This is a genomic window from Pirellulaceae bacterium, from assembly GCA_029243025.1.
GTDB lineage: Bacteria > Planctomycetota > Planctomycetia > Pirellulales > Pirellulaceae.
The window spans coordinates 129,378-152,955 of the sequence record JAQWSU010000049.1; the positions used below are offsets into that span (position 1 = coordinate 129,378).

Annotated in this window: 14 protein-coding genes; 3 read left to right on the top strand and 11 right to left on the bottom strand. The window is 52.4% G+C overall.

Annotated elements, in window-relative coordinates; genetic code table 11:
* Positions 1-192: 192 nt before the first annotated feature.
* Positions 193-1,542 carry a PQQ-binding-like beta-propeller repeat protein gene (locus tag P8N76_24235; protein MDG2384800.1) on the top strand — a complete coding sequence of 450 codons (1,350 nt, stop codon included), beginning with the start codon at positions 193-195 and terminating at the stop codon, positions 1,540-1,542.
* Between the two features lie 158 nt (positions 1,543-1,700).
* Here P8N76_24235 and P8N76_24240 read toward each other — a convergent pair whose 3' ends face one another.
* The 10 genes from P8N76_24240 to P8N76_24285 form a co-directional block, all read right to left on the bottom strand.
* Positions 1,701-2,615 (bottom strand): aldo/keto reductase, encoded by a 915-nt coding sequence (locus P8N76_24240; protein ID MDG2384801.1) that lies wholly within the window; start codon positions 2,613-2,615, stop codon positions 1,701-1,703.
* Entirely contained in the window at positions 2,605-3,696 is a 1,092-nt protein-coding gene (locus P8N76_24245; protein ID MDG2384802.1) for a DSD1 family PLP-dependent enzyme, read from the bottom strand. The genes P8N76_24240 and P8N76_24245 overlap by 11 nt, the downstream gene beginning before the upstream one ends.
* On the bottom strand, positions 3,693-6,137 hold the full coding sequence (locus P8N76_24250) for a sodium/solute symporter (protein ID MDG2384803.1): 2,445 nt from the start codon (positions 6,135-6,137) through the stop codon (positions 3,693-3,695). Before P8N76_24250 ends, P8N76_24245 begins: the two co-directional genes overlap by 4 nt.
* Entirely contained in the window at positions 6,134-6,898 is a 765-nt protein-coding gene (locus P8N76_24255; GenBank protein ID MDG2384804.1) for a phytanoyl-CoA dioxygenase family protein, read from the bottom strand. Before P8N76_24255 ends, P8N76_24250 begins: the two co-directional genes overlap by 4 nt.
* Before the next feature lie 45 nt (positions 6,899-6,943).
* Positions 6,944-7,738: an aldolase/citrate lyase family protein gene (locus tag P8N76_24260; GenBank protein MDG2384805.1), complete on the bottom strand. Its 795-nt coding sequence runs from the start codon at positions 7,736-7,738 to the stop codon at positions 6,944-6,946.
* A gap of 188 nt (positions 7,739-7,926) precedes the next feature.
* On the bottom strand, positions 7,927-10,347 hold the full coding sequence (locus tag P8N76_24265) for an aminotransferase class III-fold pyridoxal phosphate-dependent enzyme (protein ID MDG2384806.1): 2,421 nt from the start codon (positions 10,345-10,347) through the stop codon (positions 7,927-7,929).
* A gap of 184 nt (positions 10,348-10,531) precedes the next feature.
* Positions 10,532-12,964, bottom strand: coding sequence for a hypothetical protein (locus P8N76_24270; protein MDG2384807.1), 2,433 nt, complete (start codon positions 12,962-12,964; stop codon positions 10,532-10,534).
* 43 nt (positions 12,965-13,007) lie between these two features.
* A complete protein-coding gene (locus P8N76_24275; protein MDG2384808.1) occupies positions 13,008-14,534 on the bottom strand; it encodes a hypothetical protein in 1,527 nt (508 codons plus the stop codon).
* A gap of 164 nt (positions 14,535-14,698) precedes the next feature.
* Positions 14,699-18,601 (bottom strand): Ig-like domain-containing protein, encoded by a 3,903-nt coding sequence (locus tag P8N76_24280; protein MDG2384809.1) that lies wholly within the window; start codon positions 18,599-18,601, stop codon positions 14,699-14,701.
* 492 nt (positions 18,602-19,093) lie between these two features.
* Complete coding sequence (locus P8N76_24285) at positions 19,094-19,288, bottom strand: hypothetical protein (protein MDG2384810.1); 195 nt, start codon at positions 19,286-19,288, stop codon at positions 19,094-19,096.
* Between P8N76_24285 and P8N76_24290 the strand changes: the two genes are divergently transcribed.
* Positions 19,287-19,574, top strand: a complete 288-nt coding sequence (locus P8N76_24290) for a hypothetical protein (protein ID MDG2384811.1) — start codon at positions 19,287-19,289, stop codon at positions 19,572-19,574. The genes P8N76_24285 and P8N76_24290 overlap by 2 nt on opposite strands.
* On the opposite strand, the gene P8N76_24295 is transcribed toward P8N76_24290, so the two are convergent.
* On the bottom strand, positions 19,571-21,595 hold the full coding sequence (locus tag P8N76_24295) for an SUMF1/EgtB/PvdO family nonheme iron enzyme (protein ID MDG2384812.1): 2,025 nt from the start codon (positions 21,593-21,595) through the stop codon (positions 19,571-19,573). The two genes, P8N76_24290 and P8N76_24295, sit on opposite strands and share 4 nt — an antisense overlap.
* Before the next feature lie 666 nt (positions 21,596-22,261).
* Here P8N76_24295 and P8N76_24300 point away from each other — a divergent pair.
* A complete protein-coding gene (locus tag P8N76_24300) occupies positions 22,262-23,545 on the top strand; it encodes a Gfo/Idh/MocA family oxidoreductase (protein MDG2384813.1) in 1,284 nt (427 codons plus the stop codon).
* The last annotated feature ends 33 nt before the right edge of the window (positions 23,546-23,578 follow it).

The following is a 23,578-nucleotide window of genomic DNA, read 5'->3' on the forward strand; positions in this document are numbered from 1 at the left end:
AACAGCAGCACGATTCCCTCTCTGCACACCTGCATGGAAGTAACTTTCATGACTGAGTGGCTGGCTCACTGAATAGCTAACATGCTAAAATAGGCTCCGCTGCTTGACGCGCGCAAGCTGATTCTTGTCGTCTTGCCTTAAAAACGGTAGCCCCCCCCGAATGCTGGAAATCCGAACATGGGAAATGAATGAATGAGGAACATTGCTACTGCATTTAGCATCATGCTAAGCATCTCCGCGGCGCTCCAGGGCGCTGAATCGGGTGAACGTTCCCGCACCAATTGGCCGCAGTGGCGAGGCCCAATCCACAATGGAGTCGCACCGTTGGGCGATCCTCCGATTCGCTGGAGTAAGACCGAGAATCTGCAATGGAAGAGTCCGATTGCGGGGCGCGGCCACTCGACGCCTATCATCTGGGACGACCAAATTTTCCTGGTCACCGCGATTCCGATCAAGAAATCTTTGTCACCATCGTATAGAGTGCCCGCCGGCACACCGCGAATCTCTGAGCACGACGCAGTGATCACTAAGTGGACACCTCAGGCCCTGGTGCTCATCTGCCTTGATCGTCAGACGGGTCAAGAACGCTGGCAGCGCACTACGCAAGAAGTCATGCCACATCAAGGATATCACTGGAAAGGAAGTTTTGCTTCGGCATCTCCTGTTACCAATGGGCAACACGTCTACGTTTCCTTTGGTTCGTACGGTTTATTTTGTTTTGACATGAAAGGTCAGCTTGCCTGGAAGAGGCAGCTTGGACCACAGGCGATGGAAGACTCACTCGGCGAGGGAAGTTCACCTGCGTTATTTGGAAATACGCTAGTCATTGTCGTCGACCACGAACTGCAGTCATTCATTCTTGCCATCGATTCAAGGACGGGAAAAACGCTTTGGAAACAAAAACGCAATGAAGTGTCGAATTGGAGTACACCGCGAATCTTCGAACATGCGGGAATCGATCAAGTGATCGTCAATGGTGAATACGTACGCAGCTACGACCTGGCCAATGGCAACTTACTCTGGCAGTGCGGGGGGCAAAGTGAAGGTGCGATTCCGATCCCAGCCGTGGGCCACGGAATGGTTTTCGCCACCAGCGGTTATGCGAAAGACACCTTCCATGCGATTCGCTTAGGAAGGCAGGGAGATTTAACAGATAGCGAGCACGTGATTTGGTCACTTAACCGAGGAACACCTTATGTTCCTTCCCCAATGCTGTGGAAAAATGAAATTTATCTGCTTGAAGATCGAAGTTTTTTCTCCTGCCTCCATGCAACAGACGGAACACAACATTACCTGAAACACCGTCTCCCGGGGGTACTGAATTTCAGCGCATCGCCTGTCGGCGCGGCGGACCGCATTTATTTACTAAGCGAAGAAGGGACGACCGTCGTGCTCAAACGTGGCATCGATCCCGAGGTGCTAAGCATCAACCAGATCGATGAAACCTTCTATGCTTCGCCAGCGATTGTGGGAGACTCCATTTTCTTACGCGGAGACAAACATCTCTACCGATTTTCCAAATCGGCGTCCCAGCCACGCTAAAACCACTGGCTGTGCGTTCACCAACGGGTTGTCGATGGGCAAATCTTTCTTGCGATCTCGCCCGACCCGTGACCACTCCCAATGCTTGCATGCCCAACACCATTAACTTCTGACCGGTGAAAGCAGGCCGACCAGGGAGGTTACCACACCCAGAGCCATCACCATCTGCGGGGTTCCAGCAACTCCACCGGTAGATCGGCAAAAGCTCGGCTCAACTCCGCGCGCAGATCAGCGGGCATCGAGCGACTCGCTCGATCGAGATTATCATCCAGCTGCTCAAGACTCTCGACTCCAACCACTGCAAAATCAACTCCATCCACCCCGAGCACGAAGGGCAGGGCGACATCCATCGGCGTCGTGTCCCAATGGTCCAGCATCGTTTGCAATTGCTGCAACGGTACCGCCAACGGCCTAACTTTGTCGGGCACATCCATCGGGCGCATGGAGAGCACACCTTGCAAAAGTGTACTTCGCGCGAAAACCGTATCATTTCGGTCTGCACTTTCCTGGAGCAGACCGGCGTGTTGCGCACGCTGATCGAAAAGATTCAAGGGCAATTGGATGGCCAGCGGAGGCGGATGGCCTAATGCATGCTGAAATTCCTGCTCATCATAAACACTCACCCCAATGCGATGGGTCACCCCGCGTTCGACCTGTGCATTCATTGCATCCCACAATGCAGCACCGTATCGATTTACCATGCGGGCATCATGAATCAACCAACCGGCAAGTTTCTCAACACCTAAGCGACACAAGGTTTGATCAATCTCTTGGGTGACCCACTGCCGCAACCCTGTATCGGGCAAATCGGTCGGCGGATTCCCTAACTTGGAGACGATTTTGACTTGGTCCCGATGATGACAATTGGTCAAGAACTCGCCGATGCGTCCCTCTGCATCTCCGTAACTTCCGGCGGTATCCCAGCAGAGAACACCTCGTTCCAGGGCGCCACTCAACAAGCGATGGCACTGAGCATCATCCGGTCTTCCCAGCTGATTAGCAATCCCATAATCCATGCCTAACTGCGCAGTACCAAGGCAGAGGCGTGACAGCCCGTCTGAGTTATCGAACAATAGGTATCTCCAACTCCAAGCGTCCTTGTCGAAATCCGTAAAAGCACGAGTGCAACATATTCGTCAAGTCGGCGTAACCCGGAATCAGCTCAATCCGTTCACCAATCGCCAGGGGGTCGGCTGCCGTACTGACCGCCAAGACTCCGTGTTCTGCCGACAGACTTTCGACTTGGAGGCCATCACGTCCGACCACTTGGGGAGTACAGATTTCGATATTCATTGCTTTACGCCCCGCATCAATCACCGCCCGTTGTTCGGTGGGCACACTGTTCACGGTCGCAAGAATAGTGAGTGAGTTTTCCAGCTGTTGAATCTGACACTGATCACGATAAAAGGCGTCCATGAAAATCGCGCCGCCCGATTGCAGCTCCGTGATTCCCGGCTGCCGCAGCGTGATCGGATAGGATCCCGTTCCGCCACCAGAAACAATGGGACAGCTCAATCCCACCTGTTCGAGCTGGGCCCGAACCCGAGCAACACGTTCGAATACAGCCTGAATTGCTCGCTCTTTTTCCACCAGATCCTTAATTGTCAGCAGATGGCCTTCGTAGGCCATCAGCCCCACAAATTCGAGGCCAGGGAGATCAACGATGTGCTGCGATAGTCGCTTAACATCCTCGCTGTCTTCCACCCCCACACGCTGCATTCCAATTTCCAATTCAACCAAAACTCGCACACTTCGCTTCGCATCTGCCAACGCTCGTGAAATGGGAATCGCCTGGTCCATGTGATCGATGCAGATCATGACATCAGATTTTTCGGCCAGTTGAACCAGGCGTCTGATTTTCGGAGCACCGGCAATCAGATTGGCAATCAGCAGATCATCAATGTCGGCATCGGCCATAATCTCCGCTTCGCGCAACGTCGCACACGTCAAGCCACACGCGCCCGCCTCCACCAACCATTTGCCAATGATTGGAGACTTGTGACACTTTGCATGGGGTCGCCACTGGACTCCACGGCGCTCACATTCACCCACCAGACGTTGCACATTGGAGTCCAAGCGATCCAAGTCCAAACAGAGGGCCGGCGTCGCTAACTCTGCTTTTGTACAACCAATCAGATTGGGCTGACCACTCATGATTCTGTCACCTCCTGGGTTCCCACCCGACGCTTTCCACAAATTAGACTGGCCAAGGTTCCGACTATGACAGAGACCAAGAACGAGCTGGGAATAATCCAGAGAAAACTAATTCCCTGCACACCAAACAGATCCTTCCAGAAAGCGATCGAAATGGCCGTAACGATCCCAGCAACAGAACCAATCCAAGTGCCAACCGTATTGGCTTTTTTAACAAAGATGGCCATGAAGAACAGATAAAACAGGGGTGCGGTAAACAGATTCGCCACCTTGTAAACCACCTCAAACATATTGCCCTTCACATTACCAATCTGCGAACTGAGCAACACTACAATCACGCCGACCCCAACGGATGTCCAACGAACAAGCTTCACATGCTCGTCACCCCCAAACTCCCGCTTACGAAAACGACGAACAAAGTCTTCGCTGACAACGGCGGCCGATGAATTTACACCCGACGACAAACTGGACATCGCTGCCGCTAACAATCCTGCAATCACGAGCCCACTCATTCCGAGTGGCAATCCAACCACGACGAATCGGGGAAACAGCTTGTCGGCGTTGGCGTAGACCGTTTGGCCATCCGCCATTCGATCGGGATTGGCGGAAAAGAATGCCAACAGAGCGAGCCCCATCAACCCCAAAAAAACAATCACAAAAAAGTCAGCGGAGAGCGACACGGCCAACGTTCGTCGAGCCGCACGAACGTCCTTGGTCGCCAGGTAGCGTTGAATGGCCATTTGATCCGATCCGGCCGTGCAAACATACCAGGCAAAGGTACCCAGCATTGCATTCGCGAGAGTTGCCCGCGTTTCCGGATTGAAATCGAACCACAACTTGAGAGCCGGCCAGTGCGTTGGCCACTGACTTGGCAACCAGGCCGTTACCCCCCCCAAGGAATAGGTAATCAGAAACAGCGAGGCCAAAGCGCCGGTAAAAAGAATAAACGTTTGCATTACGTCCGTCATCACCACGGCTCGCAGGCCCCCCAGAGAGGTGTACACCACGGTGACCACACCCAGTACAACGGCGACGTAAGGCGTTGCCTGCTCGCTGAAGCCAGCGGCCGGAATCAAGACAATGGCCGTTGTCCAATAAATAATGGCTGCCATCCACAGAAAACGCAGTGACAAAAACAAGACGGAACCAAGCAAACGCACGCTTACCCCAAAACGCAACTCAAGAATTTCGTAAGCACTCGTGACCCGGAGTTTGACCAAGTAGGGAATCAAGAACCATCCAACCACAAAAAACACGAACGGATAGGAGGCATAGCCCAGCAGGATCACGGGCCCGTTCTTAATCATCTCACCGGGCCAAGCCAAATACGAGAGCGTGCTTAACATCGTGGCAAAAAGAGAAAGACCCACCATCCATGCACTCATGTTCCGCCCGCCAAGCAGATAGTCTCCAGCGGATGCCGTCCGTCTGGCATAATAAATCCCAATGGCCAACATTACGACGCCATAAAGTGCCACGACACACCAATCAAAGGTTGGCATCCGCGCAATCGTTCGGCGCTGTATTCTGCAGACTGCATGAGCCGCGCTCGACTTGACATCAGGGTGGACTTTGTCGTCGGCCAGCAAGCGAGCCAACGCCGGCTTCCAAGCATCTCCCAAATCGGCGGCGAGGCGAGTTACCTCGTATTGCTCGGCGACTTCCCCCCGCGCAAGCAAAGCGAGCAAATCCTGTTCGAGCGATGTTTGCCCTTTCGCCTTATCCGATGAATGCCGCCAAGCGGCCGTCATGAGATAGATACGAGCTGAAGAGTCGTCTGCTTCATTCTGCCAGGCACGTTCGAGTGCTGATCTGGCTTCGGGGGAGATTGTTGCCTGATGGCGAAACACATAAGCCGCTGTTTGCCTCGCAATCGATTCGTCGTGGGAGAGCAATTCAATTAAACGGGATTCAGCTTCCGTTGCGCCACTGTTGAGCAGCGCCCACCAGGCGTACGCTTGCCCGGAAATCGGCCCAGATTTTGCGAATCTTTCCAACTCGATTCGAACCGGGTCAGCCTCTGGATAAGCAACTCCTAGTTTTGCCAGCGACTCAACCGCATGGATCCGATCGACTCCCGTTTCATCCAGTAGGGCGGCTTCAATCGTTTGAAGATGCTCTCTAAAAACAGCCCGATCATGTTGGTCCAGTTGCGCCAAGACTCGCCAAATACCGATACGATATTCAGGTTCCTCCCCATGCAGCCGCAATTCTTCCGCGAATTCTTCGCGTACTCCATCACGATAGTCCAACGAGACGAGGAATTCTGCGGCATGAACTTTCACCCACCGCTGCTGCGTGCCGAGCGAATCTCGTAATTGCCTGGTGGCATCTATTCTCAGATGCTTGTCGTTATCGGAGATATCCGATTGACTTCCTGTGCACCCCGCAGCCCAACAGATGCTCCCAATTGCGAAGAAGAGCAGGCCTCGAGCACTCATATCTTACCCTTTGCTCGCCAATCCGATGCCAAGTTCTTCTGGTATTGATCACGTCTCGCTTGATCAATCTTCGCCTCTGCCGAAAAATAAACGAATCCGAGCGCCCGCCGGGTTCGCGCCGAGCGATTTGCATCCGCACGGTGAATTGCCATCGCATCATGAATAATCAGATCGCCAGGCATTACGCAAGCGGCGACCTCGCTTCGCAGATCCTCCTCTCGACCATAATCCACGATCCCTTGGCTAAAACCCAGCACCGCGGTCCGTCCATGGCTTCGCATCTCACCACGATGAGAACCGCGCACATAATAGAGACAACCGTTCTCTTGATCCACTGGATCGAGGGCCATCCAAATCGTCAGCGCTTTACATGGATCAAGATGAAAATAATAACCGTCTTGATGGGGCGGCGTCGCATCACCAACAATCGGCAGCTTATTGAAGTAAGCAGCATCATGCGGAATTACTTTTGTGCCACAAAGCCGTTGTGCAAGGTCGGACAGGCGTCCCTCTACCAAAAGTCGCCGAAAGTACCCATCATGCTTGTCCATGCGGGGCAGCATACGAATCAACTGCCGAGAATCTACATCCTCGAAAAATGCATCCATGGTGGGCAACCCAGGAACAACTTCGTCGATGTAACGCTGCAGATTATCCGACAGAAGTTGAATATCCACACCCCCAAAGAAACGCGGAATAACAACGAACCCGTCAGCCAGATACTGGGATTCAATTCGGCGGATATCGTCGGGCCAGGGCATAATATTTTCAATTGATAAACTCGGTACGGACACGGAGCTCGCAGATCAAGCCAGTTTGTTATCGAATGTAAAACCGAGGCGACCATAGGCGGCCTGCATCGCTTCATGAGCCAGCTTAACCGATACAATATCAGCTCCTGAAGTAATAAACCGTGCTCCCATCTCAAGAAACGTCTGTGCCTCTTCGGGGGATCCAGCCGGTCGGCCCCAATCTTTTCCGAATTGGCCTGCGGCTTCGGCAATTCGCTTCATCGCATCCATTAGCTTGGGGTGTGAAAAGTCATCCGGCACTCCAAGCTGAAGACTCAGGTCAGCCGGCCCCATCATCAAAATATCAATTCCGTCAACCTGCGCGATTTCCTCAACGTTTTCAAGCGCGTCGGCCGTCTCGATCTGCATGATCACCACCGTCTGTTCATTCGCCGCCTGCGTATATTCGGTCATCGTTTTGGAAAGAAAGGGTACATCGGCGTTAGCCCCATCGAAGCCGCGACGTCCCATCGGTGGAAATTTACACCAGCGAACAACCTCAGCCGCTTCCGTAGCCGTATCGCACTGCGGATACATGATTGCATTCGCACCGACTTCCAACATGCGCGCCATACGTACAAACTCACCCTTCGCCGGGCGTGCCACGATATCAGATGCTCCCACACGGGTGGCTGCCATCAACTGCGTGGCTCTCTCAAGACTCACACCGTGATGTTCCATATCGAGCCAGATTCCGTCGAACCCCATCAAACTCGTCATTTCGAAGAGTGCCGGATCGGCAAAATGAAGGCAGGTAATCAAGATGGGCTCCTTACGAGCCAGCTTGGTTCTAATTCGACTTGGTCGCATCGTTTGAATTCCGTTACTAAGTTTTTTGAAAGGGAGCCCCATCGTAACAAAACCCAGCAGCCGACTCGACCATCGAACTCACTTTTCATCATCGAGTGTCTGAATTCTGATTCTGGCCGCCCTCGCATCACAACGCCGAGAGGCTTTGCCGTCAAACAATCCGCAGCGATCGTTGTCCAGCTGATCGATTAATCCACAAGTCTCTGAAAGCCCGAATGCTTTACGGGTCCGTCTAATCGCTCCAGAACATCACCGCTCGCTACGGCCATTGCTAATTCAGCAAACACGTCATCTAGCGAATTTAGGTAGAGATCAACGATGTGTTCATTGTGCGCGAGGGTGACGGAACAGACGCCCGCCACCAAAAATCCTCGCTCTAACATGCGGGTCGTCATCAGCGTCAGGAGCTCAGCATTTTCAGAACAATCGAACGCCAGCGTACACGAGGCGGGTCGCCCTTCGATCTTGATCGCTAGCCGATGTTTTTTCGCCAGCTTTTCCCAGCCTTGTATCACCTGAGAACCGATCCTGGCCAAGTGTGCGGGCACATCGATTCGCTGCATCTTGCGAATACAGGCCAGCGCGGCTGCCGGCCCAATCCCCTCCGTCCAATACGTACTAGAAATGAACGAGTCCTGACAGCCTTGCATCTTACTGGCACGTCCCAGGATGGCGCCCATCGCAAACCCATTACTCATGCCCTTGGCAAAGACGGCCAGGTCGGGTTCCACGCCAAACTTTAAATGAGCTCCTCCCAAACACAATCGCCAACCAGATGAAATTTCATCAAAGACAAGCACACTATCTTGCTCATCAACTCGCTCTCGAATTTCTTCCAGAAAACCAGCAGCCGGATCGATTCCACGTGTAGGCTCCATCACAACGGCGGCTAAATCATCACCGCATTGGTTAATTGCCTGATGAAATTGATCGAGGTTATTGTACTCAAACACAACAACCGTGCCGGCCAATTCACGTGGCACCCCAATGGGGGCGAGTCCAGGCAACAGGTGCTTGTCAAGTTGGTAGTCCGCCGCTCCGGCGACACCATCTCCTAGGTTCGCTGCCAGATACCAATCATGCCAACCATGGTATCCGCAGACTGCAACCTTACTCCGTCCGGTGGCAGCCCTTGCGATTCGCACTGCGACCGCCACTGCATCGCCCCCCGACCGAGTAAACCTCGCTTGATCCGCCCAGGGATGAATCTCGGTTAACAGCCTAGCTAATGCTACTTCATCCGCTGTTTGCTGAGTCGCCATGCTGCCAAGATGAACCCGACGTATGACTGCCGCATTTACGTCGGGATCGGAAAACCCCAGGATGGTTGAAAGGATTCCGCAATGTGACATATCGATGAATCGTCGCCCGTCTGCGTCAATCACTTCGCAACCAATCGCTTGCTCGTAATAGGGAGGCCATTTCCCAGGCGCAAACATTTCCGGCCGCTTGGATAACAACTGTGTGCCACCGGGCATCAAGCTCTTTGCCTGAGCATAAAGTGCTTGACCACTATCGCCATTATTTTTTTTATTCGGCTCCCCAAGCCCGGCTTCCGGCCGGCAATCAAGACTCAACAGCTGACGAGCATTTCCCGCAAAAATGGCTTCGATATCTTTTTCGCACAGCTTCATGGTTCGACACGCTTGCTTCAATGCGAGCAACGATTCAATCCCAACCAGTTGTGGTGTGGACGTTGGACTGTTTCCCCACTGAGCGTTGTAATCGTGGAGCCAAAAAAATCCATCACCAATTGAAACACACCGACCACGCAACTCAGACACGGGAAAGTCACTGCCATACATCAAACGAGTTGTTCCAAAGGTCGACAGAATTGCTTCCAACGCAGCAGATTCGCACACCGCTGAAGTATCAAACCAAACGTTCGGCAGGCCCCTTAAGCTATCCACGGCAGCCACCGTATGGTTGGCATTAAACCCTCGCGCTGCATGAGCGAGGACTAATTGTGCGCGAGGATATTTGACACAGTGATCACGGATGTATTCCTGGTTTCGCCGATCACTCAATGCACTCGGCAACACCATGTGCATCATGATCGTAAGCGAATGTTTCTGGGCTAACCGCCAGGCCCATTCCGGCAGAAATTCGCCTTGCTCTGCATGAAATGTATCGCTCCGTTTCGCAAACACATGATACACCTTGAATCCGACCCAGCCATGCTTCAGAAGTTCAGCTTCCACGTGAGCCGGATCATCATTGGGTCGTATGAGCATCAACCCGCGACTACCCGTTTCGCCCTGCAATGTTTCAGACAAGAACTGATTCGCCGCACCGCAGTCGACACCAGGAACCGGGAACGGAAAATAAAGTCCGTCAACAATCACTCGATCACCCATCCATTGACGCATGCATGAGACGAGCGTCTGATGTCTGATCAGGGGCGAACCATGAAATTCGGTGTCAGAAGCAACTGGGACTAAATGGCGAAGATCGTAAAGATGAGCATGCACATCAAACGCAGCCGCCGGCACAAATCCGCTCAACTGCCGATCAAACAGCTCACGATCCGACGCGAAATACTCAACCCGATTGACGTCGGCTGCCTGCAGAACACCGGATTGTTTTGAGGGTTGGGAATCGTCGTTCATGGGCTCGTCAAGGGTTCTTGGCCTGTGGCTCCGCAGTCAACAAGGCCCGTTACCCCAGTAACCGTGCCTTAATTCGAATTCAATTGACTGTTCGACAACGAGCCGATCATGCTGTGCAGTTCCCTCCGTGAGTCAGAAACAACGACATTGTTTCATCCACCGAGTGCTGCGCGAGACAGGCAGGTCATTTCGCTTTGTACGAAGCGAATTGCATGGCGAAAAGGTCGGCATCTTTCAAGACAAAACGTACGCGGATGGGCTTCCCAGCTAAATCTCCCAGTTCCTTGCCAGATTTCCAAGAAATCGGAGCACTAATCCGATCTCCAATTCTTGGTTGGCAATCTTCGAGCGTAAAACCGGGAATCGGATTTCCTTCCTCGTCCTGCAATTCCACGATCACCGATCCAGCCGCACTGGTCGCATAATTAAGCAACAAACGTACGTTCTCTTGCTGACCAAAAATAAGTGGACGGGTCAGCATCTCGCCCTCATTGTAGCCCGTATGCACCGATGCGAAGCCGTCAGTACGCAACGTGAACCGCTGCAAATGGGAAGTAGGTTGCCCATAATTTTTCTGGAGATAAATCGATATTTCGTCCTCGCTGGTCGGCACAATCCCCAAGGCTGGATAATTGGTACGCGAGACCCAGTTCTGCAATCCTAAGCCAGGACGAATGAAGGACTCCATAAACGTGCGATCATATTGACTGCCACCCCTTGAACTGAGCAGCACCGCATCCGAGCAATCTCCGAAATAATTTTTATTGACGTTTATCTGCTCGGCTTCTGAGGCCGAAATCACCTGGCGTCCCGGCATAAAGCGGGCTGCGACTCCCAAATAGAGATGAGGCGCACGAAAATAAGGTGTCGTCTGATTCGTGTAGAGATGCTCCAAGGGAGTATCTCCGAACGACATCCGTACAGGATCTGTCCAGTGAATGAAATCCTTGGAAGTCGTGCGACTGACCGTTCGAAAACCACCGTATCCCGTCCCCGTCCACGTCCGAAAATAGCAAACATATTGGTGTTCGGATTGTGAATAAAACGAGACGTTCTGTGAATCGAACAGACCTTGAGTGAAAACCGGATCGGATTGAATCCTTTTCCACCGCAGGCCATCAGAGGAAACAAACCCAATCAAACCGGCAGACGTTCCCCCCAAAGCCTTATAACGTTGATCGGCGGGCGCATCAGGGTTTTGATCCAGAAACGGTGAAAAATTATGTGAAGCTGGAGTCTGGCCGGCCAGAACCACATTATTTTGGCGACTCCCTTCAATTTCGTAGAGCCCTAAGTTCGGCTTGTGCCAATCAATACCATCTTCACTTTCGGCATAACAAGTGACCTCACGATTCGTTCCATCGCGTCCAGCTGACGGTAAACCTCGATAATACATGCGAAACCGATCGGCATCCTTGATGACCGTGGTGTAACCACAAAAAGCACCCTCCCAGGGCCGATCAAACGATAAGACTGACTCTGCAGCGCGGGGTGCGTGGAGTCGGAGTTCGGCATTCTCCAAGGCGTGGATCAAATGACGATCGACGAATGGCTCCAATCGATTTCCAATTTCAATAGGTGCAGATTCATCGAAGCGAATTTTTGCAAGATAAATGTTGGTTTTGCCCTCATGACTGGCATAGTAGCTGACCCAAAGCTGATCGTCGTGCCAAACCAAGCCGGGATAACTGGTATCACCTCCGGATGGTAATTTGATCAAGGGATTCATCGTTCCTTTAGCGGGATCAATTATCACCAATTCCGTGCGGGCTCCGCCGTCATACAATCTGCCAGCGCCAATCCAGTGGCCGGAGGGAATCTGCAGAAAATTCGGACCGCCAAATCGTACTTTCAAGTCAACCCACGACCATTTGTCGTAGGGAGCTGGCGCAACGCCCAGATAAGCCGAATTCTGCTCACCGTCACGTCGATGCAAACAGTACGCTGTTCCATATTTTGTAAATCGTATCCGTGCTTCCGTTGGCCAACCGCCTTCCGCGAGCAATGAATCAGTGACTACCTCATAGTTCAATCCATCCTTGGTTTTGAGCAGTGCACTCTCCGCACGATTATCCGGTGTTCCATACGAAACGCCGTAAGCCGTGTCTCCGTGCCAGGTCACTCGCCAGAGCCAACGACCGAGGGGCAAAACAATTTCAGGCTCGGTAAAGGCCTCGCCGTCTTCCGAGAAACTAACGAATGTACCGGTACGTCGCTGACCATCGGCGACTTTCTGCGCGCCTCCAAGCACCATTAACCGATTGTCCGGCGTAACAGACAATGCCGCGTCACGTAAATCGTAATCTTTCAGAGCGAGCAAGCCGGCGGAGCCCCATTGATCCCCATCGGCCGAGGTGATGATCCGCAACTTGCCGATGTCGCCAGCATGACCTTGCCCTTCACGAAACGCACAGTAGAACCGGTCGTTCCACCGCACGAGGTCGGTAAACGCATTATGGGGCGCACGATCCCAAATCTTTTTCGTTTCGACCACATCCAATTGAACGTCGGCCGCCGCGACGCAGGCGACGCAGGCGACGCAGAACACAAGCAAGATCAACGAAAACGTCGAGCCCAATCGGCACAACCGCTTGGGCGATAAAGGTCCATGCAACATGTTATTTTTTCCTATGGATCGCCTTTTGTTAAAGGTGAATTCATCAATCATCCTGAATGGTAATTGCAAATATCTTTGCATTCGTCAGATGAATTCGTATCTGATAACCTTCGCTTGGTAGATCAGCCAAGCGGCTTTTTCTCCAGCGAACCGGATGTTTAAGGTTGTCATCTGCCAGAGGCATTGACTGATCTTTGGTATAACCCGACACCCGATAGCCACTTGAATCCAACAGTTCGATTTGAATTTCCCCACCGCGCGCATCCGCATTCACACTAATTCGCATCTCGGGGGACAACCGGATTGGCTTGAGCGTAATCTGGCCTTGCTTTCCTCTCGGCTGAATGGCAACAAAACGATCACGTGGAAGTGTAAACAGTCCGATGCCACTCTTACTCCGCTCAACATCCGCTGTCCAACTCGGATACGCGCCGTAATAGAAGCGAATCTCGTCTGGAAGAATCACCGGCGTGCTGTTGGTCCACAGACAGCCCGCATCGAATGTTTCCCCATCACCCGTAACAGGCAAAAAAGACCGGCTACTATACGAACGGCGCCATTCGATCCCATCGCGGCTTGTCGCCAATTCCGCTGGCATATTTCCGGTACCACCACGATCAAACCCACCAAAATCCAAACGCTGAAGCAAACCGAAATAAACGCCAGCATGCAGAAAAACCGGAGCCCCATGCAACTGACCACTATCATCATCCGAGGCAGTTAGCACCAAGGTAGGCGGCGTCCAATCAACAAAATTTTCTGATTCGGTTCTCACAACCGCTCGCTTCCAGAATCGATCGCCACTGGGCGCATCAATCCAGGTTTTCGAATAAATGACGTAGCGGTCTCGTTTTGAGTCAAACATCACGTCGATTACATCACTAATCGCCGGCCGAGGTTGGGGTAACCCTTCGGATTCACGGACCAACGGCGGGGGCCCAGGTTCGCCGTAGGCGCCCTGCAGCAACGGTGGAGCGATATATTTTTCCCAATGAATTCCATCGGCTGAAAAAGCGACGCATAGCCCCGGAACATCCCGTCCCTTCACATTCACAAAATCCCAATAGGCCAACTTATAGCGTCGTAAGGCGTTGGGCTCGTTCGCATCGTACAAAACCGATGCGCCGTAATTCACGCTCCGCAGGCCATTCCCCACAAGCACAATATTCGTTGCCTCGTCACCATTAAAATCAAACAACCCCAAGGCTGGTTTTTGCCAATTGACACCATCAGCAGACGTAGCATAGCAAAGGACTACTCGCCGCGAAGCCTGCTTGGCTCGTCCCCCGGCGTAAGCCTGATACCAAGCTTGATACCGGCCCGTCACGGGATTGTGATGAACGCTGCAATACCCGATAGCAAGTTCCCACGGTTTGGTCTCCGTCAGAATTGCTGATTTTGCGTGACGTGTTGGCTGTTGCAAAATACGTTGCGTACCAGAGCGGTAGAGCACGTCATGATCGTCAACAAAAAGAATCGTGTGATCGGTTGCCTGTGCCACGGCAACAAGCGAGTACAACAAGACCAACGAATTCACAATAGGGCAGCCGATAGCACGAATGTTTAACATCGCAATTCACCATTCCACACAGACCCGCTACATACCGATCTACGGGACTTGTATTCATGCAACCAATCCAAGCACGCCGCAGACTTCCTTTGCAAATGAGCCTCGCGCTCCAAGTGCAAACTCTTGTGAAAAGCATTCTAGCGACTCAGGAGGGGGGTTCGCCATCAGTCATCATCGAAAATAGCGTCGATCGCAGCAGCCAGCTGAGCCTGCATCCGGGCGACAGCCAAGTAGCTGCCTTGTTGAAAAGCAAATACTAAGTCGCTCGAATCGAATTCACCGTCTCCATTCCAGTCACCCGTTTCATAGCTGGAATTGAGCGTCATCCCATCTTGATATTCTCCTGCCTGAAAAACGACGACTAAATCGGCCGAGTTAAACAGGCCATCATGATTTGAGTCACCCGCGATCGGGCGGATCATGATTTCACCAGGACTTCCTCCCGAAACGGTACTTTCTCGCCAGCCAGACGGCTGATTCCAAAGGTCGAGATCATGAATCGACGGGCTCACGAATTCCAGTGTTTTACCTCCCCCATCGGTCGCATCAAACCATTGGTCGGAATAGGTAACCTGCTGCAGTAGGTCGCCGCCCGCATGCAAGCTAATCGTTTCACCACCATTACTAAGCTTCCCTTCCCACTGTCCGGCGACAGGAAGGCGATCTCCATAACGAACTCGAAAAGCATCCAGATCTTCGACGATCAAGATCGTCTGCTGAGGTGCCAACATAGCAATTTCACTCTGCGCAAAATCGAATTGAACACCTTCCAAACTCCCTTCACGGTTCGCAAGTTCAAGTGTCACATCGCTTAAATCGATCGTCGCCTCACCAATATTCACCAATTCGAGAAACTCGAATTCTTGGGCATTTGCGATCCCGGCAACTTTTTCGGCGTTGGTCACCGGTGCGGGATTGAAATTAATCTCGGAAACCCGCAGATTGGCAGTGGTCGCGGCCACCCCCACGGTGAAGCGAACCTCATTCAAAGCAGACCATTGACCCTCTAAAAGGATCCGCGACTTGACCGTCACGTGGCCTGCAAGCGGAATTGGCGACGCATAGAGGTTACCGTCCAACCGTGGGTCCGTTCCATCTAACGTATAAAAAAGCTGGCCAGCTTCATTCGGATTCTTGATTACTAGCTCAAAGCCATCACTGATCGTACCGCCATGTTGACTAAAAACAGGAGCTGCATGTTCCGGATAGAGTCCGAGCGATTTAAATTGATCGAGCACAAGATCTGATCGGACGGGAAACCATTTTCCCAACAAACGATCACGAACTTTTTGAAATTGCTCGTGGGGCGTGTATTGAATTCGTCGCAAATCGCCCCAGCGGGTCGCTTCCGCGATCAAAGCTTGTTCGATTTCACCTGTCAGCTCCATCCAACGAGCGGCTGGAACATTCCGCTCTGGATGATCTGGATTCCAATCGGTGTTTTGCGGATCAACGTACAGAACTCCTCCCTCGAAGAAAGCTCGCTGAAGGTGGTCGGCAAACAGCAACCGAAAATCGTCATTCGTACGCAAAGCGTGATAGAACTTCGTTGGAGAATCGCTGTCACGTCGGTGAGGCCTGGTGCGATTGCTGCGCACGTGCGGTTTCATCCCGTGCTCGTTGTCCCACATAAAAAACTTAAAGCCCGTGCTATCAGCCGTCCGATCTCGCCCCATGTAAAAGTTGCCGGGCCAATCATTTGCCGCCGCATAGGCTCCAACAATCACATAGTCAATCAGACTTGGAACATCGATCAACACGGGGTAATCAGGATTCCTCGTGCCGTCCGGGTTGTTCCCCTGGATGCGTTGGTAGTCAGCCGTGTCAGAGAAATCAAGGTAACCGGCCGAAAAATCACGTGGGTCTTTCTGAATCGCAGTCAATAAATCATGGTAGGCATCGGGAGTTCCATCGATGATTTCCTCATGGTTCTTGACGATATCATAGTCGTCACTGCTGCCACCAAGATACGACTGGGCAAACGAACCATCCGGACGTTCCGTCGGATTATACAATCCCCAATAAAGTCCATTGATGTACAGATGAACCCAGTTGCCGTGCGGCTGGACTTGCCCCATCGCCAGCAAGGTCTCTCTTGCCCATTGGTCTCGAACGAACTGGCCCAGCCGATTGTCACCCGTATCGTACACCCAAGCGTCTTGCGAGTTCGATCGTAGTACGAGCGTATTAAACGACTCGGCCGCCCTATTTCCAAAGAGAGGATAATCTAACTGAGATGCTCCATAGTCGTCACGAAAGACAAGCCTCAAGGAATGCTTTGGATTACGGCTTGGATTACGAGAGGTATAGCCCTGAATTCTAATTCCCGCATCGATCTGAAATCCCGTTTCCTGCTGACTCGGATCGATATATTCCACCGAGACAGGTCGTTCCCAACGCTCACCGCGTCCCTCGGTGTTTGCGTAAATCCCATCCTGTTTTCCGAACATGCCATCGATCGATGTGACAAGAGACATGGAGGGCAAAGCGAGTAGCGAATTCTTGATAACATCTCGAGCCTGATCGACCGTGAAGCTTTCGTTGCCGGCGATCGCCGCAAGATCTTCGGGATCTTGATCCATTCCCCAGTCCGTGAACGTGTTGCCCCAGGTCGCGGGAAATCCATCGGGAGGTGTACTGTTTTGTGCCAACACGTCATCAAGAAAAAAATAGGTGTGCGTCACCACTTGAGAAGGAACCAAATCATGCCGAAAGGCGGCGACCCGCAGTGTTGTCGTCTGGGCAAGATTTAATGGTGAATCATAATCGAGCCCGTTCGTCTCCGACGGATCCGTGCCGTCAAGCGTGTAGCGAATTCGAGCCTCAGGTGTTGCGGTAGTAAGTTCGAGGAAGAAGGGTTGCTCAAAGAAACCACGCTCGACACTCAAGCGAGCTTCTTCGGTAAACCCGTCGCGAGGGTCGACATTCGCCCGACCAGGGCTGGGCTCCACAAAGTAAGCGCCTGCGGTATCAGTCATCGCAGAAAGGCCATAACTGACATCCGTCTGCTGGCGCGGATAACCCTCCGCAAATTCGAAGAGTGGAATTCCATCTGCGCGGTTCAGCGATAAATACTCTCCCTTGCTGGAGAGCTGAAAATTCACATGCAGATATCCCAGCTCATCCAATGCCGAATCCCGTACATCCTCACCGGATGCGAAAATAAGCAAATACCCATTGGGCTCAATCACGACATTAGCTGGCATCGCCCACTTGGTCGGGTTTTGTTCATCATCGGTCAGGTGAAGTCCGGATAAATCAACAGGTTGAGAGTGCCGATTGTGTAACTCGATCCAATCGGGTGTCGACTCATCACCTTCAAATTTCGCGTTGTCAGCAGGACGCACGCGGGTGCTTAGCGTGGTCGCATTTGATGCCATTATTTCGCTAATCACAATCGGCTGAGATGCAGTCTGAATCGCAACGAGCGTCGTCTCCCCCCGCCCAGATCCGTCAGTTGCATAGTAGGAAAACGAATCTTCCCCCTCGAATCCATCCGCCGGGACGTAAATGAAAGAACCATCCGGATTCAGATGGACTGTCCCGTGATTGCTGGCGGCAACCAACTCGGCAGTAATTCCGTCTCCGTCCGCATCGTGATCATTCGCCAGCACACCGGCTTCGTTGGAAATACGAAGCGTTTCCCCCGTTAACGTCAGGTAACTCTCCGGAAGGGATACGGGTAAGTCATTCGCCGGTTCCACATTGAAAAAAACGAGTGCCTGAAAAGACCGCTCGGAAGCATCGATCGCCGTATAACTTGCAAAATCAAGACCACTGAAATCAGCCGGCGGGATGTAGCGGAAAGCCCCATCAGACTCCAACTGCCAGTTTCCACGAGGAGAATTCCCGATCTCGGCAAACAATTGATCGCCATCCTCATCGGTGTCATTTGCCAAGACCCCTTGAGACGTCTCGACAACAAGCGCAACATCTTCCATCACTTGATAGGTATCAGGCACTGCATGAGGTCGCGTCAATAACCTGCGGGACTCAAGCGGTTCGATGTGCAAAGCAATCTTTCGTCGAGAACGTCGACGTCTTCGATCACGTTTTTCATAAAACACTTGCAGGCCTCGCAAACTAGATTTCGCGTCATTGCAAATCAACCGATGAGACTGGAATCACGTCGAGGCATCAGAAGTATCTGCTCCTGAAACTAGCGCCTTCGGATCAATCGGACGGGCACGTAAACACACCCAACACGTTCCCTTGCGAAACAACCGATTGTTAATCAATCTCCAAAATGGAGCGATTGATTATCATCTGGCCACCGCGAAAACGCAACGTAAAACCATCACGACACTGCGATTTGAACGGCTATTCCTCCAACCGAAACCGCATCACAAATTCACCGAATAGAAGAACGCTCACTCCATTCCAGCGAAGGCCAAGGGCTTCAAACAGATGAGTCTCGAAAGACTTTCAAAATACTACTCAGACGGTAGCAGTGACGATTGCCCCAGTGATACAAAAATCGTCTTGATCTCGGCACTCAATTCTCTATCAACGCGATAAAGTCCACTCTCTGACCCGATAGGCCATTCATCTTCCGAGGATTATTCTTCCCATAGATAAAGTTGCTTGGGCGGTTGGGCAAAAGCCATTTGTTGCTCAAGATCTGACAGAAAGGGATAGGCATCATTGATCAATGATTTCGAAGAATGCAAATCAAACAAGGTCTTTTGACCGGGCATCCCCACAGGCTGCCGAGGCACATCGCTCCATCCGACTAAATCTGGCGTCTCTTCCATGAACCGTCTACCCTTCAAAACTCTGGAACGCAGTTGGATGAGTCGTTTCGATCTCAACTGCGCAACAATCAACAAATTAAGAGATCAGCCATCACCAAATCGTCCGTCTCCGCATTCTTTTAATCACACACCGTTTTCCGATGCCAATGGATACTTCTCCTTTACAGGATCGTCGCTCCACAAGCAACGTGACAGCGGGAATGGTAAAAACACCGCCAAGCAGCTGCCAGCAAAGCAACTGCCAGCAACCCTGTCATCCGATCAGCCATTTGCGGAGGCAAATTAATTCGGCACAAGCCGAACCACGCGAAACCCAATCCTCGCATCTTCGATATGAGGATGACTGTAAAAGTGGCCCGCCGATTGCTTGTTATTCCCCAAATACCACGCCGCTGATCGGAGTGCACGATGAAGCTGGCCGACTGGAGATTCCGTCCACTCCCACACCCGATTGGCAAACCCAGTCATCCCCCAGGGACTCAGTAAATCAGGTTGGGGCCGATCAATGCGGGGTCGATTTGATGGGTTCCGTGCAAAATGCAGATAGGAACCCGCTCCATCAGGCTGCAACGCATAGTAGGCCGCTTTGTACCATTCATTTTCCGTCGGCAAGGTGTATTTGGCTCCGATCTGACGATTCCCAACGCGCTTCACTCCTGCCAATTGGTAAGCACCATCCTCAGTTGTGCCGACTCCCTGTTCGCCGGTTGGCCTACCATGATGGAGCCAATTGCAATATCGAACGGCATCCAACCAGGAGACATAGCTCACCGGGATCGGCAATTGCCCCAGCATGACCTGATATTGATAGCTGGATTGATTCTTCACTCTGCGAATTGCTCCAGCAGCGGTTTCCATGCGGGGATGGTACAAACCAGCCGGATCCTCGCGAGCCACCGCATTGAGAAAGCGGGCGTAGTCAACATGCGAAACCTCATGGATTGATATCTGAAAGGGCTGATCCACCGCACCAAACCGGCCCTGGCCGTGCAAATCGCGATCTGGCTCATTGCCGGGCGCCCCCACGGTTACCATTTGGTGAGGCTGTTTGGTGGGCGCGGGAACAATCCAGTTTCCGTGTTTCGGCTCCGTCGGTTGGGGCAACAGGGGACGCTGCTCGTTCATCGCAGCAAAGCCATCAGGCAAAGGAAAGGTTGCAGTCCAGTAACTGGCCTGATCCGCCGGCACTTTTCCAAAGAATTTCCATTCGGCAAATTCAAGAATTCGTGCCCAATCAGTCCGCTCCGTCGAGTGTCGGCCGCGGCGAAAATGGATCGCGTTATTTCCTGACGCTCCAAGAAGTTCGAAGGCAGGCTGCGCAGCAACCGTCGTGACCAGACTGCCAAGCGGATTGGCAAACTCATCATCAATCGATTCGGTACACAGAAGACAACGTGGCGCCACAAGTGCTTTGAGAAAATGCTGATCAAATGGCAAACGTTCTTCCTGCTTCCCAAACCACCGGATCCGCTCGTGATACCAGTGAGGCTTGTCATTTTGAGCGAGGGCCTCGGCGCCTGGGCCGAGCAGGCGGTAGCAACCGGCACCTCCAGATCCGGACTGGTGGGGGACGACAAGTCGGATGCGCTCATCCAACGCCCCAGTCAGCAATGCCATCTTTCCACCCCGTGAATGTCCGGTAATAGCAATCCGGCCCATGTCGATATCATCTCGAGTTTCAAGATAATCAATCAGTCGCATACCACACCAAGCCCAAACGGCGAGCGTGGCCCAGTCATGATTCGGATAGGCAGCCTGTGCCACTCCCACCAGCCGATCTCGATCAGGATCGAGGTCATGACGCGCGTATTCAACAAAGATGTAGCCTTTTTCCAAGAACATTGGCACATCTTTCCGCTGGCCGATTCTGTCCTCCTCGCGAATGATTACCGGTCTGCGGCCATTTTGTTTTGGCAAATAGAATACGGCACGAAAGCGCAATGGCTTGACCTTGTCAATTTCGAGCGTCACGAACTCAACATCTCCTAACCCACTTTCGTGGGGACGCCGTCTTGATTCGACCACCGAAACTTTTTCCGGACGCGCCGGCATGTTGCCATATTGATAATACAGCAGCATGGACTTCAACTCTTCGCGTCGTCGCTTCCAGTCGGCAGGCGACTCAACCGGTCGACCGTCCGCGAAGGTCAACAAGTCAGGCAAGGTGGTCACGCTGGGTAACGCATGCAACGAGTTCGGAGGTGTCCAATCGATCGGCAAAGCCGACTGGCCCAGCGACCGCTGGGAAGTCAGCAGAAGAGCCATGATGACCAACAACGCAGCGAAACTACACCGATGTAAAACCATTTTTTTTCACCTGTTCTGGCACCCTTCACAGTACCACCCCTTGACGGAGTGGCTCCTCAGGCTGTCAGCGTTCAAGTCAGGTTAGTTGCCGCCGCACGCGTTGATTGATAAAGAAAATCCAATACCATGCGCTGAGCTCTTTCATTCGATCGAAAGGCGTCAAAACATCCTCTGCCGTTGTAACACAGCCAGTTCGTTTGAGCCAAACGAAGCTCGGCTCGCAGCCGTTTTTTCGTCGACAATCGCCACTGTTCGGTTGACGTTTTAAAAAGTGGATAGGAAAGCAACACAAATCTCGGCGTTTCCTGGCAAATTAAGACTCTCCAGGCATCTACTCATCACGTCCGGCTGTTTCATCTTTCGGGCATCGTCGGCCAGCGAGCCCGGCCACCCATTCCCCCATGATGGCGTGTTCCTAGCCGCAAAAATATGTCATTGACGATTTACCAGGCCGTGGGCGTCGCGAATACCAACGCATATTTTCGTCGAACTTTTACCCTAAAGCCGACCAGGGTGAATCGAAAGAAATAATAAAATGCCGGATTTGGTGACCCGACTACAAATGAAACAACGTCCAGATTCCTATATAATTCCAATCGTATTCGCCGGACGCAAAGCAAGAATTACACGGCCATCGTTTTGGAAAAACTCGAAAGGAACCATCCCGTGTCCAAACGCTTTCAACTATCTCGTCGTCGTTTTATGAAGACAGCAGCAAGTGCAAGTACAGCTTTTGCTCTACCCAACATCGTGCCCGGATCCGCCTTGGGCATGAACGGTATCGTGGCCCCGAGTGAACGGATCGTGATGGGGGGAATTGGAATCGGCAATCGTGGGACGTACGACCTGGGTTGCTTTCTACAACAGCCGGACGTTCAATTCGTAGCGATCTGCGATGTGAAGGAATCAGCTCGCAATGCAGCCAAAGGGCGCGTCGACACACGCAACGGCAACAACGATTGTGAAACTTATCGAGACCTCCGAGTTTTGCTAGACCGAGCGGACATCGACGGCGTTCTGATTGCGACAGGTCCCAATTGGCACGCGACGGCAGCCACGATGGCCGCAAAAGCAGGCAAGGATGTCTACTGCGAAAAACCGTCAACGAAAAACATTCAACAGAGTCTTGATTTAGCAAAAATCTTTAAACGAACAGGTCGTGTCTTTCAAGCTGGAACGCAACGGCGAAATCTACCGCACTTTGAGTTCGCCTGCGAGTTGGCAAGAACCGGGAGGCTAGGCACACTTCGAAAGGTCTACGCACATCCGGCTGGCATGACCACAAAAACCAGTGGATGGGCGACTCCTCAACCCGAACCTAACAAAGAGGACGTGGATTGGGATATGTATCTTGGTCCCGCCGCATGGCGTCCCTTCAACAAGGCACATTTGGACGGCTTCAACTTCGAGAAGGGCGGCGGCATGGTCGGTGGCGGCGTGTTGGAATGGGGTTCGCATTGCGTCGATTTATGCCAATGGGCGAACAACGCTGATCGAACAGCACCGGTTGAATATTTTCCACCGAGCGATGGCCAAGTCGTGGCCAATTACGAGAATGGCGTCCAACTCATCATTCGCGAGAAAGATTGGATTCCCCTCGGGTCCTGTCCGGTGCGATTCGAGGGCGACGATGGCTGGATCGAAACGGGTGACAGTGGCAAATTTGTCTTGAGTTCACCGGAGCTTTTGGCGGGACGGAAAGTGGCTGAGATCGGTGGCTATCCGGCAACCTTCCACGTCCGCGATTTCTTGAATTGCGTTAAGTCGCGGGGCGAGCCAAGAGCCACAGCCGAAACGGCCTGTTACGCCCACATTGCCTGCCACGCAGCCAATATCGCCGTCTATTTGGACCGCGAGCTGAAATACGATCCGGTCAAGAATGAATTCATCGATGATCCGCAAGCCAATCGGCTCAGATCCGAAGCATTGCGTGAACCTTGGCGCATCTAAAGTGGCCAAACCTGTTGACTCATCAGCTCCTTT